Annotated in this window: 19 protein-coding genes; 6 read left to right on the top strand and 13 right to left on the bottom strand. The window is 62.7% G+C overall.

Going from position 1 to position 17,539, the window contains the following annotated elements; translation table 11 throughout:
- Window positions 1–76 precede the first annotated feature (76 nt).
- Window positions 77–1,135: a LacI family DNA-binding transcriptional regulator gene (locus tag QTL98_RS22435; protein WP_445682369.1), complete on the top strand. Its 1,059-nt coding sequence runs from the start codon at window positions 77–79 to the stop codon at window positions 1,133–1,135.
- 33 nt (window positions 1,136–1,168) lie between these two features.
- Here QTL98_RS22435 and QTL98_RS22430 read toward each other — a convergent pair whose 3' ends face one another.
- From QTL98_RS22430 to QTL98_RS22390, 9 genes are all read right to left on the bottom strand, one after another.
- Complete coding sequence (locus tag QTL98_RS22430) at window positions 1,169–2,035, bottom strand: D-psicose 3-epimerase (RefSeq protein ID WP_445682915.1); 867 nt, start codon at window positions 2,033–2,035, stop codon at window positions 1,169–1,171.
- A gap of 34 nt (window positions 2,036–2,069) precedes the next feature.
- Window positions 2,070–2,744, bottom strand: a complete 675-nt coding sequence (locus tag QTL98_RS22425; protein ID WP_445682368.1) for a nucleoside triphosphate hydrolase — start codon at window positions 2,742–2,744, stop codon at window positions 2,070–2,072.
- A gap of 64 nt (window positions 2,745–2,808) precedes the next feature.
- Window positions 2,809–3,807, bottom strand: coding sequence for an ABC transporter permease (locus QTL98_RS22420; protein WP_445682367.1), 999 nt, complete (start codon window positions 3,805–3,807; stop codon window positions 2,809–2,811).
- On the bottom strand, window positions 3,791–4,789 hold the full coding sequence (locus QTL98_RS22415; protein ID WP_445682366.1) for an ABC transporter permease: 999 nt from the start codon (window positions 4,787–4,789) through the stop codon (window positions 3,791–3,793). The genes QTL98_RS22420 and QTL98_RS22415 overlap by 17 nt, the downstream gene beginning before the upstream one ends.
- Entirely contained in the window at window positions 4,782–6,299 is a 1,518-nt protein-coding gene (locus QTL98_RS22410; protein WP_445682914.1) for a sugar ABC transporter ATP-binding protein, read from the bottom strand. Before QTL98_RS22410 ends, QTL98_RS22415 begins: the two co-directional genes overlap by 8 nt.
- A 90-nt stretch (window positions 6,300–6,389) precedes the next feature.
- Entirely contained in the window at window positions 6,390–7,406 is a 1,017-nt protein-coding gene (locus tag QTL98_RS22405; protein ID WP_445682365.1) for an autoinducer 2 ABC transporter substrate-binding protein, read from the bottom strand.
- Between the two features lie 96 nt (window positions 7,407–7,502).
- Window positions 7,503–8,540, bottom strand: coding sequence for a LacI family DNA-binding transcriptional regulator (locus QTL98_RS22400; protein WP_445682364.1), 1,038 nt, complete (start codon window positions 8,538–8,540; stop codon window positions 7,503–7,505).
- A gap of 373 nt (window positions 8,541–8,913) precedes the next feature.
- Window positions 8,914–9,150 carry a hypothetical protein gene (locus QTL98_RS22395; RefSeq protein ID WP_445682363.1) on the bottom strand — a complete coding sequence of 79 codons (237 nt, stop codon included), beginning with the start codon at window positions 9,148–9,150 and terminating at the stop codon, window positions 8,914–8,916.
- Window positions 9,151–9,456: 306 nt separating this feature from the next.
- Window positions 9,457–10,329: an NmrA family NAD(P)-binding protein gene (locus tag QTL98_RS22390; RefSeq protein WP_445682362.1), complete on the bottom strand. Its 873-nt coding sequence runs from the start codon at window positions 10,327–10,329 to the stop codon at window positions 9,457–9,459.
- A gap of 170 nt (window positions 10,330–10,499) precedes the next feature.
- On the opposite strand from QTL98_RS22390, the gene QTL98_RS22385 reads away from it, so the two are divergent.
- From QTL98_RS22385 to QTL98_RS22370, 4 genes are all read left to right on the top strand, one after another.
- Window positions 10,500–11,399, top strand: a complete 900-nt coding sequence (locus QTL98_RS22385; RefSeq protein ID WP_445682361.1) for a LysR family transcriptional regulator — start codon at window positions 10,500–10,502, stop codon at window positions 11,397–11,399.
- Between the two features lie 198 nt (window positions 11,400–11,597).
- Entirely contained in the window at window positions 11,598–12,230 is a 633-nt protein-coding gene (locus QTL98_RS22380; protein ID WP_445682913.1) for a hypothetical protein, read from the top strand.
- A 112-nt stretch (window positions 12,231–12,342) separates the two neighbouring features.
- Window positions 12,343–13,197: a cytochrome b/b6 domain-containing protein gene (locus tag QTL98_RS22375; protein WP_445682360.1), complete on the top strand. Its 855-nt coding sequence runs from the start codon at window positions 12,343–12,345 to the stop codon at window positions 13,195–13,197.
- Window positions 13,194–13,961: a molybdopterin-dependent oxidoreductase gene (locus tag QTL98_RS22370; protein ID WP_445682359.1), complete on the top strand. Its 768-nt coding sequence runs from the start codon at window positions 13,194–13,196 to the stop codon at window positions 13,959–13,961. The genes QTL98_RS22375 and QTL98_RS22370 overlap by 4 nt, the downstream gene beginning before the upstream one ends.
- 57 nt (window positions 13,962–14,018) lie before the next feature.
- On the opposite strand, the gene QTL98_RS22365 is transcribed toward QTL98_RS22370, so the two are convergent.
- The 3 genes from QTL98_RS22365 to QTL98_RS22355 form a co-directional block, all read right to left on the bottom strand.
- Window positions 14,019–14,411, bottom strand: coding sequence for an MAPEG family protein (locus QTL98_RS22365; RefSeq protein WP_445682358.1), 393 nt, complete (start codon window positions 14,409–14,411; stop codon window positions 14,019–14,021).
- 107 nt (window positions 14,412–14,518) lie between these two features.
- On the bottom strand, window positions 14,519–15,160 hold the full coding sequence (locus tag QTL98_RS22360; protein ID WP_445682357.1) for a TetR/AcrR family transcriptional regulator: 642 nt from the start codon (window positions 15,158–15,160) through the stop codon (window positions 14,519–14,521).
- Window positions 15,161–15,302: 142 nt separating this feature from the next.
- On the bottom strand, window positions 15,303–15,911 hold the full coding sequence (locus QTL98_RS22355; protein WP_445682912.1) for a YjbE family putative metal transport protein: 609 nt from the start codon (window positions 15,909–15,911) through the stop codon (window positions 15,303–15,305).
- Window positions 15,912–16,242: 331 nt separating this feature from the next.
- Here QTL98_RS22355 and QTL98_RS22350 point away from each other — a divergent pair, with 331 nt between their 5' ends.
- Window positions 16,243–17,166, top strand: a complete 924-nt coding sequence (locus QTL98_RS22350; RefSeq protein ID WP_445682356.1) for a bile acid:sodium symporter family protein — start codon at window positions 16,243–16,245, stop codon at window positions 17,164–17,166.
- 70 nt (window positions 17,167–17,236) lie between these two features.
- Here the strand turns inward: QTL98_RS22350 and QTL98_RS22345 are convergent, their stop codons facing one another.
- Window positions 17,237–17,401 (bottom strand): hypothetical protein, encoded by a 165-nt coding sequence (locus QTL98_RS22345; RefSeq protein ID WP_445682355.1) that lies wholly within the window; start codon window positions 17,399–17,401, stop codon window positions 17,237–17,239.
- Window positions 17,402–17,539: the final 138 nt, after the last annotated feature.

The raw sequence follows: 17,539 nt of genomic DNA, 5'->3' as shown, positions 1-17,539 counted from the left end.
GCTCGCTTGCGTTGGGCATAATGCCGTAAACCCGGCGGCCAGGAAGGCCGCAGGGCAGGCGAAGAAAGAAGGACCAGTGCGTCAGGAAGAAGAAATCCGGGAGGCAGACGGGCTTGTCGAGCCCGGTGCAAGGGCCACCATCGATGATGTTGCCCGCATCGCCAATGTTTCCACCGCCACGGTCTCCCGCACGCTCGCCCGGCCGGAGCTGGTGTCAGAGGAAACGCGCCGGCGGGTGATGGAGGTGGTGGAGAGCACGGGCTACCGCCCCAACGCACTGGCCCGCGCCCTGCGTACCCGGGCGGCACAGGCCGTCATCGTGCTGGTGCCGGATTTCGGCAACCCGTTCTATACCGAGATCGTGCGGGGCATGGAGCGGCGGGCCAGTGCCAGCGATTATGCCGTGCTGATGGGCAATACCGAGTCCGATCCCGAGCGTGAACGCTCCTATATGCGCCTGCTGCTTGATCGGCGTGCGGACGGGCTTTTGCTGCTGTCAGGCCGGCTGCCGGAAGGCTGCCCCGCCGATGGCCCGGCCCGGCCCCCCATCGTGTTTGTCTCCGAGGACCTGCCGGGCTGCGAGGTGCCGCTGGTGCGCATCGACAATCCGGCGGCCGCCGAAATGGCGGTGCGTTATCTCATCGATCTCGGCCATCGGCGTATCGGCCATGTCGCCGGCCCACCGGGCCGCATCCTGAGCCCGGAGCGCCATGCCGGGTACCGGCAGGCGCTGGAGGCGGTACAGATACCCTATGATCCGGCGCTGGTCGTGGCGGCGGACTTCACCTTCAAGGGCGGCCGCGCTGCCGCCCGCCGCCTGCTGGACTTGCCGGAGCCCCCGACCGCGCTTTTCTGCGCCAATGACGAAAGCGCCATGGGCGCGCTGCGTGCCGCGCGGGACAAGGGGCTGCGGGTGCCGGAGGACCTCTCCGTCATCGGATTTGACGATATCCAGCTCGCCGAAATCTCCGATCCGCCGCTGACGACGGTGCGCCAGCCGCGGGCGGAGATGGGGGCGAAGGCCATGGACGTGCTGATCCGCACCATCGAGGGCGAAGCCCTCTCGGGCCTCGATATCGTCATGCCGGTCGAGCTGGTGGTGCGGGGGTCAACCAGTTCGTGGCGGCCGCGGTGATCCGCAGGAACACTGGGCCGCATTCTTGCCGGTTTACCCGAGAACAAACCTCGAGAAAGCAAGGGATTGCCTGGCGGCTTCGTCCATCTGCTCTTCATCGGCATTGTTGCTGAGATCGCGCCAGACCTTGATGTCGCTGCCGATGCCGCCGCCCATCTTCACGAACGGTTCCATAACCACGGCACCCTTGTAGCCAACCTCCCGCAGGGCCGCGCCGATTTCATGCCAGGGCAGCCGACCGGAGCCGGGGACACGACGGTTGTTTTCGCCGGTATGAAAATGGCCGAGCAACGGCCCCGCTGTCCGGATCGCTTCGGCGAAGCTGTTCTCCTCGATGTTCATGTGGAAGGTGTCCAGCATCACCTTGACGTTCGGCTTGCCGGTCTCACGAACAAAGGCAACCCCTTCTTCGGCCGTGTTGAGGACGTGGTTTTCAAACCGGTTCAGCACTTCGAGGCACAGGTCGATCCCAAGATTTGCGGCGAAATCGGCGAGGCTGGCGATCCCCTCCAATCCGCGCGCCCGGTCGCCGGGTTTGTCCACCGGTCGCGAATAGTCGATCGGCCAGTAGGAATGCAGCGCTCCCCCGATGATGCGGATGTCCAGCTTTGCCAGGTTGGTCAGGGTTTCCTCGAAAAAGGCCCGGCCTGCCTTGCGAATGTCCGGGTCAGCGGAGGAGAGGTTTTTTTGAGGGGAAGGGCCGACGCCCGACGTCAGCGTGATGCCGTTATCCCTGGCCGCGCGGGCAATTTCGGCGATGTGCGCGGCGCTGTAGCTGTTGAGGTGGTGTGCCGCGATTTCCAGCACGTCAAAACCGAGCCGGGCTGCCTTTTCCACATATTTCAGGCAATCCGCGCTCCATTCATGCTCCCAGTAGGGATAGTAGATTCCGAATTTCATGTGCGTTTCCCCATGTTTGAGATTTTCAGCGTCATCAGGGTTTTTCCCGCGGGGGCCTGTTTGATCGCAGTCTTCCATCGGCGGTGAGAACAAGCCCGGTGGCCCGGCTCTGCGAGATGACCTGGCGGCCGTTGGGAATGTCGTTGCCATCGACTTTGGCGTCGATCTCTGCCGGCTGGAGGCCATAGCCGGTCCACCGGGCCACGAGCCGCGCGCGCAGGATGTTTTCCGGCAGGTCGATAAAAACCGTGATGTCGAAAAACGGATGCAGCAGGGACCACGGAAGCCGGTCAAGCAGCAGGTAGTTGCCCTCCACGACGATGACCCGTGCCGCTCTCGGAATCAGGCGCGCGCCGGCACGGGAAATTTCCAGATCGCGGTCGAAGACCGGGACCGCGACTTCCTCCTCCTCGTTACGCCGCAGGCGATCGAGCATGTGAAACAGGCCTGGGGTATCGAAAGTCTCCGGGGCGCCCTTGCGGGCTCGCAGGCCCCGCGCGTTCAGGATGCTGTCGTCATAATGGTATCCATCCATCGGCAGCAGTGCGGCGCTTGCAGGCGAGAGGTCGCACAAGGCATCGGCCAGCCGGTCGGCAAAGGTGGATTTGCCGGAGCCCGGAGCGCCGGCGATTGCGACGATGATCCGCCGGCCGGTGCCTTGTGCGTTCACTGCTCGGACAAACTCATCAAACTCAAGAATGTCGTTCATCGCGTCGCTGCTGAAAGAAATGGGGGAGGGGGCGGCGATGGCGCCTGCCCGGACCGGTTGGCGGCTAGCGCCTAATATTGGCCAGCAGGGCGTGCAGCATCGGCGTGCCCGAGCGCAGGACCATTACTGCGATCAGGAATAGCCCCCATACAGCAGTTGAAAGATGCTGGTTTGCCCCCACCAGGTTGAGGCCGGAGGAGAGCGTCTGAAGGATGACCAGAGCCAGAAACACCGGAGCGACACGGCCGAAACCGCCGAACGGGTTAACGCCGCCGAGAAAACACGCGAGTACGGTCACCAGAAGCAGGGCGTCTCCGTGACCCACCCGCACCGAGTTGAACCGGGTCAGCATCACGATCCCCGCCAGCGCGCACATGACGCCGGACAGCGCATAAGTCAGCGTGATCGACCTTTTGACATGAAGGCCGGAATATTCACTGGCTTTCGGGTTGGAGCCGATCATGGACACGGCAAAGCCGTGGCGGGTGCGGGCGAGCAGTAGATGCCAGAGAAAGGCCGCGCCGATGAAAATCAGCATTGGCACCGGGATTCCGGCGACGGTGCCATGACCCAGCCCCATTACAAATTCCGGAAAGCCCGAAATGTCGCCGCCCCGCGTCAGGAACTCGCCAATGCCTTTCAGGAAAATCATCATCGCGAGGGAGGCAAGGATAGGATGTGCGCCAAACCAGGCGATTATGGCGCCCATCGCGGCACCGGCCAGACCGCCGACGGCCAGTGCCAGTACGACCCCCGCGGCAAAAGCCAGCATGCCGGCGTCCGGGCCGCCATACATGTTGAGCACCCAGGCCAGCGTCAGTCCGCTGATGTTGGCAACGGCGATGACGGCAAGGTTGATGCCGTTGGCGATGATCGGCGCCAGCATGGCCAGGGTCAGCAGGCCGAGTTCGGGGAGCTGGGAGGCGATTGAATCGAAGTTCGCGCCGGTGAGGAACTGCGGCGAGGCAAGGCTGAAACCCACGATCATAAGGACAAGCAGGCCAACCAGTCCCGGAACCTCGCGCCCGAAGGAGCGGGTCATGGCATCAATTATTCTGGTCATGGGAGCGCCTCCATGTCCTGCCGGTCAAGCGTGACATCAGTTCGACATTGGTAAGGGAGATTGCCGCCAGGATCGTCAGGCCGATCACCATCTTGAACGCGTATGGCGAGACGCCCATGAGGTTGAGGCCGTTCTGGACTACGGCGACAAGAAGTACGCCAAGGAAACAGCCAAGGACCGAGCCGCGCCCACCCCCCAGCCGCGCACCTCCCAGAACCACGGCAGCAAGCACGTCCAGTTCGCGGCCGATCAGGGCATTGGGGACGACTTCCTGAGCGATGTTGACCTGCATGAGGCCGCCGATTCCCGCCATCAGCCCCATCCAGCCATAAGCGATGAACTGGATTTTGACCGTTGCCACACCTGCCCGGCGGGCGCCTTCCGGGTTGTCGCCGAAAGCATAGAGTTGCCGGCCGGTGGTGGTGCGCGAAATCAGAAACCAGGTGGCCAGCATTGAGGCCGCCATCACCGCCACAGGCAATGTCAGCGTGCCGCCGTCACCGAGCGAGATCACGCCGATGCGATCGGTCCACCAGTCTGGCAGGTCGTAGATCGACCGGCCGGAGGTCGCGAACATCAAAAGGCCGAACAGGGCATTGAAGGTTGCGATGGTGATGATTATGGAGATGATGCGGAAACCGGCGATCAGGGCCGCGTTGATCGAGCCGATGAGGATGCCCAGCACCCCGGCACAAACAAGCCCGATGAGCCAGTTGCCGCCTCCCAGCCATAGCAGCACAAGCGCCGTCAGGTACTGAACCACCGATGCACCGACGGCGAAGGAAATGTCGATCCCGCCGGCGATAAGGACGACCAGCAGGCCGACCGCCCAGATAACGTTCACGGCGTTGTTGTTGAGAAGCGAGGCGATATTGGAGGCGCTGAAGAAACTCGGCGAGGCAATGCCCAGAACAAGCATAAGCAGCGCCAGCACGACCAGAATGCGTGCCTCGCCTTCATGGGTGCGAAGATAATCACGCATAAACGGTGCGCTCCAGCTCGGCTATCGGAGTGCGGCGGGGGTCAAACTCGCCGACGATGCGGCCCGCAGCCATATGCAGGATGCGGTCGCAGTTGAAGTAGACTTCCGGCACCTCGTCCGAAATCATCAGGATGGCGATGCCGCGGTCCGCCAGGGCGCGCACGATCCGGTAGATGCCGTCACGGGCACCGACATCCACACCGACAGTAGGGCAATCCAGGATCAGCAGTTTTGGAGAGATCGCCAGCCATTTCGCCAGAACGATACGCTGCTGGTTGCCGCCTGAAAGCGTTGAGACGGCATCGTCGGGACTGCCGATCTTCGTGGAGAATTCGGTTACGCCCCGGGTCACGGCGGCCGATTTGCGGCGGGCGGATATCAAACCGCCTGCACCGGATATGGCTCGCAGGGTGGTGATGACGGTGTTATCCGCGATTGATTGCTGCTGTACGAGGCCGAGCGACAGACGATCTTCGGACACATAGGCAACGCCTGCGCCAATCGCCTGACGGTTATTGGCAAAGCGGACGGGTTTGCCGGCAAGCCGTATCTCGCCTGCCCTCGGCCGTGTCATGCCGAACAGGGTATGGGCCAGTTCGCTTCGGCCGGCGCCGATGAGGCCGATTAAACCGACAATTTCACCGGCCCGGATCGCCAGATTTACACCCTCATATTCTCCGGCACGGGTAAGGCCGGCGGTCTGCAGCACAACAGGGGCATTTCCCGGGTCGCGCGCGCTGACCGCCTGGTTGAGCTGGCGGCCCGTCATGAGTTCTCCCAGCCGTGACTGGGTCATGCCGGCGGCATCGAAGACACCGACAAGTTTTCCGTCGCGCAGCACGGTGACGCGGCTTGAGATATCCAGAACCTCCGCAAGCCGATGGCTTACGAAAACAACCGCCACACCGCTCTTCGAGAGAACCCGCACCACCGCCAGCAGATGGTCCGTTTCAGCCTGCGTCAGCGATGCGGTGGGCTCGTCCATGAAAATGAGACGTGCGTCACTGGCAAGGGCACGCGCAATCGCAACGATCTGGCGGCCGGAGATCGGCAGGCTTCTGAGCGGTGCGGCGAGGTCCAATTCTACCCCGAGCTTGCCCAGTGCAGTCCGTGCCGTTTCACGGATGGTGCCGTAGTTCACCAGACGCGGCTTGCCGACAAGGCTGTCGAAGGCAATGTTTTCGGCGACAGTCATTTCAGGGAAAAGGGCGAGATCCTGCCAGATCACCGCCACGCCTTTCTTGCGGGCCAGCGGCGGACTTGAGGCCGGAATGGTTTCGCCGAAATAGCTCATCCGGGCGCCGGGAGCAGGCTGGTAGACACCTGCAATAGCCTTGATAAGCGTGCTTTTACCGCTGCCGTTTTCGCCGGCAAGGCAATGCACCTCGCCGCGACCGACACTGAAGGAGACATCGTCAAGCGCCTGCAGGCCACCAAACCGGATCGATATGTGCTCGAAACGGATGGCTTCAGGGCCGTCAGGCGCGGTTTGGGTGGAAGGCGCAGTCATCATCATCACAAGGGAGCTTGAGTATCGGCAGGGAGAGCGCTCCCGGGTGGCGGAACCTCTCCCGCGCCAGGGCGGGAGAGGCCATTTCCGTCAAAGTCCGAGGTCGGCCAGCTTGTCGACGGTCTCCTTGTTGATCTGCAGGAGGTTGTCCGTGATGATGTTGCGGGTTTTCGGATCGGGGTGGACGGTACCGAGGCCCTCAATCGTATCCCCGTCCTTGGGCATCTGGCCGTTCGCCAGCATTTTGCCGATGCGGACGAACACGCGCCCGGCTTCAGCCGGGTTCCACATGAAGCCGCCCAGCAGGGCGCCCTGCTTCAGGAGTTTACGGCCCTGGCCCGGCGAGAACGGGCCGACCACGAACACCTTGCCGACCTCGCCCTTCTCTTCGATTGCGCGGCCGGCGCCGATGGGGCCCTGGCTGCCAAAGGCGAGGAAGCCGTGCAAATCCGGATGCGCGGAGATGAGGTCGAGCGCGGTCTTGCGGCTGTCGTCGACATTCTCCGCCACACCGTACCGATCGCCGACCGGCTTCATGTCCGGATAATGTTCCTTCAGATAGGCAATGGCGGCATCAGCCCAGGCATTGTGAAGCGGCACGGTGAGCGAGCCGACATAGACCGCATATTCTCCCTTGCCGCCCATGGCTTTCGCCAGCAGCTCGGCATGCGCCTCGCCGAAGCCCTTGGCCGAAGCCAGTTCAAAATCCAGATCCTTGTTCTGGATGCCAGGCCCTTCATGCGCCACCACCTTGATGCCTGCTTCACGTGCCTTTTGCAGGACCGGCTCCAGCGCTTTTTCGTCGTTCGGCACGACGCCGATAACGTCAACCTTCTTGGCAATCAGATCTTCGATGGCGCGCACCTGGAGGGCCGGGTCGGCGCTGGTCGGGCCAATCATGGTCGCGTCCATGCCTTCGCTGGCGGCGGCTTCCTTGATGCCGGTTTCCATGGCGTTGAACCAGGGGATGCCGCCCACCTTCACCACGACACCCATCGTCGGCTTGTCCGCCGCGAGTGCTCCCTTGGCAAGAGGGCCAGCTGAAAAAACCACCACCAGGGCGGCGCTGGCCAGCAGGATGCGGCGGCTTATAAGGGTCTTTTTCATGGTTTCCTCCCGTTTTGTGCGCTTGGTCGCGCTTGATGGACCTTTAGATCCGTTTTTTTCCGGCACCGATGAACGGCCCGGCAGCTCAGGCGAATTTCAGGCGACGGGCCTCCTTTCAGAAAGAGTGCCGGACGGCGCCGCCGTGGACTGGCGGATCTTGAAGTCGCAGGGCAGCCGCACATGCTGCGCCGGGCTTGCGTCACCCTTGATGCGGGCATTCAGACGCTCCCACAGAAGGCGCCCCATCTCACGGACGGGTTGGGCGACGGCCGTCAACGGCGTTGCCCGGGCGCGCATCCAGGTGTAGTCGTCGAAACCGATCAGTGAGATGTCCTGGGGCAAGCGCAGGCCGCGCTCGGCAAGGGCTGTCAATGCGGCCAACGTGGTGCCGTTCGTCAAAGCCTGGATCGCCGTGGGCGGATTTGCGCCGCCGAGTACAGCGATCAGCTTGCCGGGCTCGCCACCGCCATCAATCCCCAGTTCGACGATCTTCGGCTCGGGCAAGCCATGCGCCATACATGCTGCGCGGGCGCCGTTGCACCGCTGGCGGATGTTGGCCAGCGTCAGTGAGGTTGCGGCAATGAGAATATGCCGGTGGCCGAGGGCGATCAGATGTTCTGCCGTCACCCGGCCGGCGGCTTCGTTATCGAGGGAGACCGTGTCGGCGTTGGAGCTGCCGGTAACGCGGTCTGCAATGACATAGGGTGTGTTCGACGCATCTATCAGCGAATGTCCCGGAAATTCGTCCGAGCAAGGAACGATGATGAGGCCGGCGGGCCGCCATGCAAGCATGGCCCGCAGCTTCGAGCTTTCAATGGATTGATCGCCCCGCGAGCTGGCGACGATGACCTCATAAGATTCCTTGCCGACACACTGTTCGACCGCCGAGACAACCGACGTAAAAAACGGGTTGTCCAGATCGGGGACCAGAATGGCGATGATCTTGGCGTCTCCGGAACGCAGCATGGAGGCCAGCGGATCCGCGCGGTAATCAAGTTCCTTGACCGCCGCTTCCACCTTGCGCGCCAGCTCGGCGCTTACAGCTTTCCGGCCCGTCAACACATTGGAGACGGTTGCAGGAGAGACCCCGGCAAGTTTCGCTACATCATTGATAGAGCTTGGCTTTCCGACCATATGGTCGCGCCTTTCGGTGCGGAAAAACGATTTACAGTAAAACGATTTACTTAAGGCGCCTGCAAAAGGCAAGCTCTAAAAACCCGGACCCGCCACTGACGACGGTGCACCAGGCGCGAGGGAGATCGGAGTAAAAGCGATCAACGCGCTTGTGCGCTCCATTGGGGCGACGCGCTCTCCGGCCTCGATATCGTCATACCGGTGGTGCCGGTGGTGCGGGGCAACCAGTTCGTGGCGGCCGCGGACCAGCTGAGACGGGGCATCTGTAGTTGTGATGTCTGCCGTATCGACGTGATCGCAGGGGGCTTTGCTCGTTATGTCTGGTGCTGTCCGATAGCCGCGTCATGCGTCAATGGCCCGAGGCCTCTTGCCGTCACGGAAGGGTCAGGTTCAGTCCGAGCATTCTGGCGAGGACGAAGGTGACGATCACCAGACCCATGGGCGGGAGCACGAAGACGGCTGCCAACTTGCCGGCCGCACGGAACATCACGCGCTTCTGCAGCGCCTTGCCCTTCTGCGCCTGGTCATAGTGCCACTTTATGGCGAAGAACATGCCCACGCCTAACACCAGAACCTTGAACGTCATGAGGGCTACAGGGACCCAGTCCATGATTTGAGTATTTCCCGGCTATTACCTGACACGATCTACCGTGGGGAGCTTGCCCCGAACGCTACATGCCAAGCAGATCATCTTAAGGCGCGCAAACAGCGCTCTGGATTGGACATATAGCCCTATCCTCAGGCGGTGGCATTAACGCGAAGGTTGCGCGGGAAGCATCTGGGCTGGATTTAACCTGATGTGGCTTGAGGTCCTGTAAAAACTTGCCCCAACATACGGAGTTCACCGGCATCAGCGAAGCGCACCTGGCCGGCCGGGACAGGGCTTTGGGGCCAGGTGCGGAGTTCTCGCCGGGTGTTATGCGCCCTGTGAGGCTGCCACAAGACTTGAGATCGCCGTATCGAGGGACGTCGTGCCTTTGGTCGCGTAACGGCCCCGTTCACGAAACTCGATCCAGCCTTCATTGAAGCCGTCGAGCATGCGAATGCGCGGGATCGGGTGGCGGGCCCCCTGGCTGCGGAACAGCGGCTCCCACTGATTGTGCGGCAAGGCCTCCGCCCGGACCGGTCGGCCGAGGGCGCCAGCGAGTGTGACGGCCATGTCATTGGGGCTGACGCGCTGCGGCCCTTCCAGTTCGACAACCCGGTTACCTTGCCAGCCCTGCTGGAGCAGAGCGGCGGCAACCCGGCCGACATCGCGGGTGGCAACCATCGGAAACGCCTTGTCGAGCGGGGTGAGGAAGCTGTGCAGGATGCCGGTCTCCCGCGCCGGGGCAACGTCCCAGGCCGCGTTCTCCATGAACCAGCCCGGGCGCAGGAAGGTGGTGGGAATGCCGGTTTTTGCCAGCGCCGCTTCCAGAAGGGTGTGCTGTGAAAGCAGGTTTTCCTCACCCGCGTCGGCGCCAATGGTGGAGAGGTAAACCACCTTGTGCGGGCGGGCGGCGGCAAGGGCCTCGGACAGGGCGGCGGCGAGGCGGCGTGCTTCCGGGAAACCCGGCTCCGGATCAAAGAGCGGCGGCACCATTACGAAGACGGCTTCAGCGCCGGTGAAAGCGCGGATAAGGCTGGTCTTGTCCTCCATGCTGGCGAGGGTGGTTTCACAGCCAAGCGCGGCCCAGGCTGGGCCTTTGGTCTCATCCCGCAGGATGGCCCGGACAGGCTTGCCGGCAGCAAGGAGGGTGCGGGCAACTTCACCACCGACTTTGCCGGTGACTCCGGTAATGGCGTACATGGCGCTTCTTTCCTTAAGGGGCAGGGATCAAGGGGCGTCGCCGAAGGGGCGGCATGCCCAGAATTACGCCACGGGGTATGATGATTGAGGCTCATTAAAATCATCATAAGAGTGACTGGAAATCACTGCTAAGATGCTGGGGGGGCGGCGAGAGCTGGGGGAGGACGGCGATGAGCTTCGATACGCGGCTGCTGACGGGCGCAGGGGTGGTTGCCGCTGTGGCCGAGGCTGGCAATTTTGCGCGGGCGGGCGAGATGCTGGGGCTGACACCTTCCGGGGTCAGCCGGGCGATTGCGCGGCTGGAGGCGCGTATGGGAGTCAGGCTTTTTGACCGCACGCCGCGCAGCGTGGCCCTGACGGAAGAAGGGCGGCGGTTTCATGCGCAGATCGTGCCCTTGCTGGCCGGTCTGGAGGAGGCGGCGGCCGATGCGGCCGGGGCCGCGGCGCTGGTGAGCGGGCGGCTTCGGGTTTCCATTGATCCCTGGTTTGCCCGCATGGTGCTGGCGCCGCATCTGCCGAAATTGATGGGGCGCTACCCGTTGCTGGAGCTTGACCTGACCGTCAGCAACTATCGGGAAGAGATGATGAGCGGGGTGGATGTGGCAGTGCGTTTCGGCCCGCCGGAAGTCGCCTCCCTCATTACCCGCAAGCTGCTGGAGACGCCGGTCATTACCTGTGCTTCACCGGATTATCTTGCCCGTTATGGTGTACCGCGCGCGCCGCAGGACCTCATGCATCATGAGGCGCTGCTGTTCCGGGACCCGACAACGGGGCGGCCGTTCAACTGGGAATTTCATCGCGGCAGTGAGCGGACGGAGGTGAAGATTGCCGGGAGGGTCGTAATGGATGACCCATCGACAGCCATCGCTGTCTGCGTGGCGGGCCAGGGGATTTTCCAGAGCTTTGCCCTCGGGCTCGGGCCCTGGCTTGCGGATGGCCGTCTGGTGCCGGTGCTGACAGACTGGGCCGATGAGCGGTATCCGCTTTATGCCTATCATCCTTCCCGGCACCTGCCGCCGGCGAAGGTTCGGGCTTTTCTCGATTTCGTGCAGGAAATTGCCGGGTGTTAACCTGCTCATAGTGGGCGGTTTGCCCTGCCTTGACGGGCTACCTACCAGAAGGTAGCCATTTAGCGGTCGTCGCGATGCTTCAATTTGAAGGTGGCTGCGAGGCGATAAGGTCCAAGGTCAAGACTGGCTGATTGCAAGGCGTAACTTTGCCAGAAACTTTCCCCAGAATCCTATCAACTAGTAGGTAGAAATTCGATGATGCTTCGCAAGCTTTCTTCCCTGTTCGTTGTCGCCGCCGCTTTGGGCCTTCCTGCCGCAATCAGCGTTGCTGCGCCGACGGCAATGGCCGCGACCGTTGAACACCATAATGTCCGGGGCACAGTCGTCGGTTTCAGCGACGATGTGCTGAAGGTAAAATCCCGTGAGGGCGCTGTGGTGGATGTGGCCCTTTCCAAGGGCTGGCAAATCTCCAGTGTTGCCAGGGCCAGCGTGAGTGACATCAAGCCGGGCGACTATGTCGGTATCGCGTCGTTGCCAAAGGAAGCCGGCGGTGACGGGGCGCTGGAAGTGCTGATTTTCCCGCCGGCCCTCAAGGGCGCGGGGGAAGGCAGTTTTGCCTGGGACCTCAAACCCAAAAGCAACATGACCAATGCCACTGTCGCCAATGCGGTGAAGGGCATTGATGGCCAATCTCTGACCGTGACCTATCACGGGCAGGAAAAGACCATAACGGTTCCGGAAGGGGCCCCGGTGGTGACCCTTGCCCCGGCAACGCCGGCTGACCTCGTTCCCGGCGCGATCGTCTTCATCCCCGCCACGCAGGAGGGCAACGGCCCGCTGACTTCCGGGCGCGTGGTCGTCGGCACCAATGGTGTTGTCCCGCCGATGTGAGCCTGACGCCGCTCGCCGGCCGGCCTGAGTGCACCAGTCCCCGGTGCACCTTGCCGGCTGGCGGCGGCTTTCTTTCGCCGGCCCTTGCCGGCAGGCAATCTGGAGGCTGAAGATGACAGACAAGGCCGGCAGGGACCGCACCCTGCAAAGCCGGACAGTGCTTGTCCGGCGCCATTCCCTCGTCACGCGCATAACGCACTGGCTGAATGCGGTTAATCTTTTGCTGCTGCTGATGAGCGGGTTGCAGATTTTCAACGCTCATCCGGAACTCTACTGGGGCCAGTATGGCGCCGACGGCGATCCCGCTGTTTTGACAATTGGTGCCAGAGAGACTGAAAGCGGCCTCAGCGGTTTTATCCGCGCGGGCGAAGCGGAGCTTTCGACCACCGGTGTGCTCGGGGTCTCGCGGAGCGACGGTGAGCCGACCGTCCGGGCTTTTCCGGCATGGATAACCCTGCCGTCCTACCAGGATCTGGGGGCAGGGCGCGGATGGCATTTCCTCTTTGCCTGGTTCTTCGTCCTCAACGGCCTCGTCTATCTCTCCAGCAGCTTTCTCAGCGGGCATTTCCGGCGAAATCTGGCCCCGGTACGCGGGCAATTCTCGCTGAGGCATCTGGCCCGGGAAATTGCCGATCACGCGCGGCTCAGATTTCCCGAGGGTGATGCCGCCCGCCACTATAACGCGCTGCAAAAGCTGACCTATCTGATCGTCATCTTCCTGATGCTGCCGGCGATGCTGCTGACCGGCCTTACGATGTCGCCGGGAATGGATGCGGCGCTCCCCTGGCTCGTCGATCTTTTCGGCGGCCGCCAGTCGGCACGCACAATCCATTTCGTGACGGCCTCCCTGCTGGCGCTGTTTGTCTTCGTGCATGTGGCGATGGTCGTCCTGTCAGGGCCGTGGAACAATCTGCGCTCGATGGTCACCGGGCAGTATGCCATCCGCTATCGCGAGCCCAGATCATGACGGAAAAACCCTTCTCGCGGCGGCTGCTGCTTGCTGGCGGCGCGCTTGGCGCCGGCGCAGCAGCGTTCGCCCTGAACGCCGATCTGGTAAGCCGGGTGGCGCTGACCGGTGCCGGGAAACTCACCCTGTCGGCACAGCGCCTGCTGCTGGGGCGCGGCGCACTGGCGCGGGAGTTTGGCGAAAAAGATATCTCCCCGACCTTTCGGGTCAACGGCACCAGCCGGCCAGAGAGTGAAGATTATGCGCGGCTGGCCGAGGGGAATTTCGCCGACTGGCGGCTCAGGATCGATGGCCTTGTCGACAGGCCGATGGAGCTGTCGCTGGCGGATCTGAAGAAACTTCCCGCCCGGACCCAGATTACCCGGCATGACTGTGTCGAGGGCTGGAGTGCGATCGGAAAATGGACGGGTGTGCCGCTGGGATTGCTGCTGACGGCTGCCGGCCTGAAGCCGGGGGCACGTTATGCCATCTTTTATTGTGCGGACGAGCTCGAGCAGAGCTTCGATGGCAGCGGGCGATATTATGAGAGCATCGATCTGGTCGATGCCTTCCACCCGCAAACGATCCTCGCCTATGCCATGAACAACGCCGATCTGACTGTCGGGCACGGGGCGCCGCTGCGCCTGCGGGTGGAGCGGCAGCTCGGATACAAGCAGGCGAAATATCTGATGCGGATCGAGATCGCCGACGGCTTCGGCCGGTTGTGGGGCGGCAAAGGCGGTTATTGGGAAGACCGGGGATATCAGTGGTATGCGGGGATCTGACGCCTGAAAGCAGCATTACGGCGGCCTCCTTTCGAGGGCCGCCGTAATGCTGGCGCTTCAGGCAAAGAAGATCTGCGACAGGATGAGCAGCGTGCCAATCACGCCGGCGAACCAGGACAGGGTGCGAACCACCTTGATGCCGGCGATGTAGGTGATGGCATGCACCAGCCGGGCGGCAAGGAAGAGCCAGGCGCCGGCAGTTGTAACGCCATTGCTGATGCCCAGAGTGTGGGCAACCAGCACGGCCACGGCAAAGGGCACCAGATTTTCGATGAGATTGCGATGGGCACGCAGGCCGCGCCCGGCAGCGCCGGTGGGAGCCGGGATATCGTCGCGGTTACTCATCAGGCCGGCGTTGCCCACCTGTTTTGAATAGAGCGGTGAATAGACCAGCGGCAGAACGAGACAGCCGAGGGCGAGCAGGCTGAGTACGGTGAGTTCGACAGTCATGATTGGAGTGCCTTTCTACTAGTTGGTAGTTAGCCCGCTAAAGGAGAGCCTTTCAGGCGCGGGCATGCCGCCGGAGAAGGCTTGAAAACGGTGCTTTCAGGAGAGGTTCAGGGCGAAAGTCGCCTCAGTTGCTCTCCGGTGATGGAGGTGAAAGTCCGGGCCCCGGCATCGTCCTTTTCTCCGGCGGCGGGTGAGGTGCCAAGGGCGCGGGCGCTGATGAGAGCGCCATGGAGGGCGGCGATGAAACAGTCTGCTTCGTCAGCGGCAGGTCGGTCCAGCTTGAGGGAACCGTCGCGCTGGCCGGCTTTCAGCGTATGGGCGACCCAGTCGGTGATGGTGCGGAAATGCAGGCGAACCTCGCCGGCAATCACCTCCGGCAAGGCCGGCAATTCGGCAGCCAGCTGGACGCAGACACAGAAAGGGGCGCTGCGGTCGCGGATGCAGGTTGACCAGTAGTTGATCAGCGCGACGATGCGCTCCCGCGCGGTTGGCAGCCCGGCATCGAGCTGGGCCATGGCGCGGGCCACGTCTGCCCGGTAACGCGCCACAACCGCCTCGCCGAGCTGGGTCTTGGACGGGAAGTGGTGGTGGATGCTCGCCTTGCGGATGCCGATGACGTCGGCAATGTCGGCATAGCTGAAGCCGTTATAGCCACGGTCGCGGATGAGCGATTGTGCGCTGTCGAGGATCCGGCCCGCTGTGCCGGAGATGAGGTGAAGCGGGTCTTTTTCTGTCTGGACGGTCTGCATAAAAACCTGCCTACCAGAAGGTAGGATGTTCAGCAAGGGGGGCTGGCATAGCGGGAAGTGCAGGGCAGGGCTGCGGTTCTGGACGGGGCGGCAAGGCCTTCTGCGTTGCCGCCACCCCGTTCAGACAGGGAAGGGTGGTTGCTTATCCGGTTACGCCGGTGGCCTGGGCCACTTCCATCGCGCCCTCGTAACACATCTTGAGGGCCACATAGAGCACCACACCGAACCCGATATAGACGGCCCAGCGATGCTTGTTGATGAAGCCGGCGATGATCTGGGCTGCCACGCCCATAAGGCTTACCGACAGCACGAGGCCGATGACCAGCACGACATAATGCTCGCGCGCTGCACCGGCCACGGCCAGCACATTGTCGAGCGACATGGAAAGGTCGGCGATGACGATCTGCAGCACTGCCTGGCGGAAGGTCTTGCGCGGCGCGGCCTCGCCCCCTTCTGCCCCTTCCTCGCCCTCGTCGCCGACACTGGCGCGGATTTCCTGCCACATCTTCCAGGCAACCCAGAGCAGCAGCAACCCGCCGGCCAGCAGCAGGCCGAGAATTTGCAAAAGCTGGGTCGCGGCGAGGGCGAAGACGATACGGGCGATGGTGGCAACGGCAATGCCGATGCCAACCGCCTTCAGGCGCTGGTCCTTGGGCAGGCCGGCAGCCGCCATGCCGACCACCACAGCATTATCGCCGGCAAGCACGAGATCGATAACGACCACCTGCAGGAAGGCAATCAGTTGCGGCATATAAAGGCTGAGATCCAAGAGAAGCCGTCCTTCTGGCTGGTTGGGCAGGCTGCACCGCCCTTGTTGTCGCACAGGACACCCGGGGGTTGGAATAGAGCGCAATGCCCCTGCGGTCAAGGGTGGCGGTGACGCAGAGTTGACAACTTGGACATGGTGATTCCGGCAGGAATTGCCTGCTGTTTTGAGTGAAAATAAGATCGAGTTGTTTTCTTAAATTCCGCCCACGCCCATCGGTGTGAACTTAAATTACAGGAATGTGTTGCCGGGTGGTGGTTAGTGTCCTAAAAGCCGGTTTCCCGTCTGGTCCGGATTTGTTTTGGAGTTGCCTCCCGTGAATGCGGTTGTTCGTTTTTCCCAGTTCATCGGCCGCACTTTTGCGGTCTGGGTGCTGGTGTTTGCCGTGCTCGGCTACTTCATGCCGGCGACCTTCAAGCAGCTCGCGCCGTGGATTGTCACGCTGCTTTCCATTGTCATGTTCGGCATGGGCCTGACGCTGACGGCGTCGGATTTCCGCGAGGTGCTGACGCGGCCGAAGGATGTAGCCATCGGCGTCGTCGCCCAGTTCGTCATCATGCCGCTGCTGGCGTTTGCCCTCACGCTCATCATTCCGATGTCGAGCGAAGTGGCCGCCGGCGTCATCCTGGTCGGCTGCTGCCCGGGCGGCACCTCCAGCAATGTGATGACCTATTTCTCCAAGGGCGATACCGCACTCTCCGTGACTGTTACCAGCGTGACCACGCTGCTTGCCCCGGTGGTGACGCCGCTGCTGGTGCTGGCCTTTGCCAGCAAGTACCTGCCGGTTGATGCACTGGCGATGTTCAAGAGCATCGTGCAAGTCGTGCTGCTGCCGCTCGCCCTCGGCCTCATCGTGCGCAAGCTGCTGCCGACCATGGTCAAGACGGCCGAGCCGCTGATGCCGCTCGTCTCCGTTACCGGCATCGTGCTTATCGTCTCCGCAGTGGTGGCGGCCAACCAGCCGAAGATTGCGGAATCCGGCCTGCTCATCCTGGGCGTCGTGGTGCTGCACAATGCGCTCGGTTACCTGATCGGCTATTTCGCCGCGCGGGCAACGGGCATGACGCTTGCCAAGCGCAAGGCGATTGCCATTGAGGTCGGCATGCAGAACAGCGGCCTTGGTGCCGCGCTTGCCGCCGCCCACTTCTCGCCGCTCGCGGCGGTGCCGAGCGCCATTTTCAGCGTGTGGCACAATATCAGCGGCGCGCTGCTGGCCAGCTGGTTCCGCCGTTCGGTCTGACCGCTGCGTGGTTAGCAGGTACTCTCAAAAGGGCAGCCTCGCCGGGGCTGCCCTTTTTTGTTGTCCGGCCTCACTTCTGGCCGGGTGTGACCGGCAGCGGGTCGCTGGCCGGAAAACTCTCTTCCAGCGCCTCGTCCAGCTGTTCTTCGTCGTGGCGGCGCTTTTCCTTGTCCGTTACCGGTTTTTTCGTGCCCTTGGGGGGCGGAGACGGGCGGGGTTTGGTTTGTGCGTTCATGGGGGACTCCCTTGACAGCCGTCTGGCCTGCCGGGGTGGCGGGCCTCCCATGAACAAAACGCAAGGGCACAGCCATTGGCTCCCGGCTGGCGAGACTGTAGCAAATTGGGGAAGACCCGCTGCGCCAAACGGCCTATC

The sequence above is a fragment of the Radicibacter daui genome (genome assembly GCA_030657355.1).
GTDB lineage: Bacteria > Pseudomonadota > Alphaproteobacteria > Radicibacterales > Radicibacteraceae > Radicibacter > Radicibacter daui.
Note: the sequence above shows the minus strand (reverse complement) of the source record. Positions and strands in the feature narration are given on the sequence as shown.

Excerpts from the sequence above, each read along its gene's own strand:
- QTL98_RS22430 (WP_445682915.1), bottom strand. The coding sequence starts at position 2,035 with ATGAAATTCGGAATCTACTATCCCTACTGGGAGCATGAATGGAGCGCG.
- QTL98_RS22425 (WP_445682368.1), bottom strand. The coding sequence starts at position 2,744 with ATGAACGACATTCTTGAGTTTGATGAGTTTGTCCGAGCAGTGAACGCA.
- QTL98_RS22420 (WP_445682367.1), bottom strand. The coding sequence starts at position 3,807 with ATGACCAGAATAATTGATGCCATGACCCGCTCCTTCGGGCGCGAGGTT.
- QTL98_RS22415 (WP_445682366.1), bottom strand. The coding sequence starts at position 4,789 with ATGCGTGATTATCTTCGCACCCATGAAGGCGAGGCACGCATTCTGGTC.
- QTL98_RS22410 (WP_445682914.1), bottom strand. The coding sequence starts at position 6,299 with ATGACTGCGCCTTCCACCCAAACCGCGCCTGACGGCCCTGAAGCCATC.
- QTL98_RS22405 (WP_445682365.1), bottom strand. The coding sequence starts at position 7,406 with ATGAAAAAGACCCTTATAAGCCGCCGCATCCTGCTGGCCAGCGCCGCC.
- QTL98_RS22400 (WP_445682364.1), bottom strand. The coding sequence starts at position 8,540 with ATGGTCGGAAAGCCAAGCTCTATCAATGATGTAGCGAAACTTGCCGGG.
- QTL98_RS22395 (WP_445682363.1), bottom strand. The coding sequence starts at position 9,150 with ATGGACTGGGTCCCTGTAGCCCTCATGACGTTCAAGGTTCTGGTGTTA.
- QTL98_RS22390 (WP_445682362.1), bottom strand. The coding sequence starts at position 10,329 with ATGTACGCCATTACCGGAGTCACCGGCAAAGTCGGTGGTGAAGTTGCC.
- QTL98_RS22385 (WP_445682361.1), top strand. The coding sequence starts at position 10,500 with ATGAGCTTCGATACGCGGCTGCTGACGGGCGCAGGGGTGGTTGCCGCT.
- QTL98_RS22380 (WP_445682913.1), top strand. The coding sequence starts at position 11,598 with ATGCTTCGCAAGCTTTCTTCCCTGTTCGTTGTCGCCGCCGCTTTGGGC.
- QTL98_RS22375 (WP_445682360.1), top strand. The coding sequence starts at position 12,343 with ATGACAGACAAGGCCGGCAGGGACCGCACCCTGCAAAGCCGGACAGTG.
- QTL98_RS22370 (WP_445682359.1), top strand. The coding sequence starts at position 13,194 with ATGACGGAAAAACCCTTCTCGCGGCGGCTGCTGCTTGCTGGCGGCGCG.
- QTL98_RS22365 (WP_445682358.1), bottom strand. The coding sequence starts at position 14,411 with ATGACTGTCGAACTCACCGTACTCAGCCTGCTCGCCCTCGGCTGTCTC.
- QTL98_RS22360 (WP_445682357.1), bottom strand. The coding sequence starts at position 15,160 with ATGCAGACCGTCCAGACAGAAAAAGACCCGCTTCACCTCATCTCCGGC.
- QTL98_RS22355 (WP_445682912.1), bottom strand. The coding sequence starts at position 15,911 with ATGCCGCAACTGATTGCCTTCCTGCAGGTGGTCGTTATCGATCTCGTG.
- QTL98_RS22345 (WP_445682355.1), bottom strand. The coding sequence starts at position 17,401 with ATGAACGCACAAACCAAACCCCGCCCGTCTCCGCCCCCCAAGGGCACG.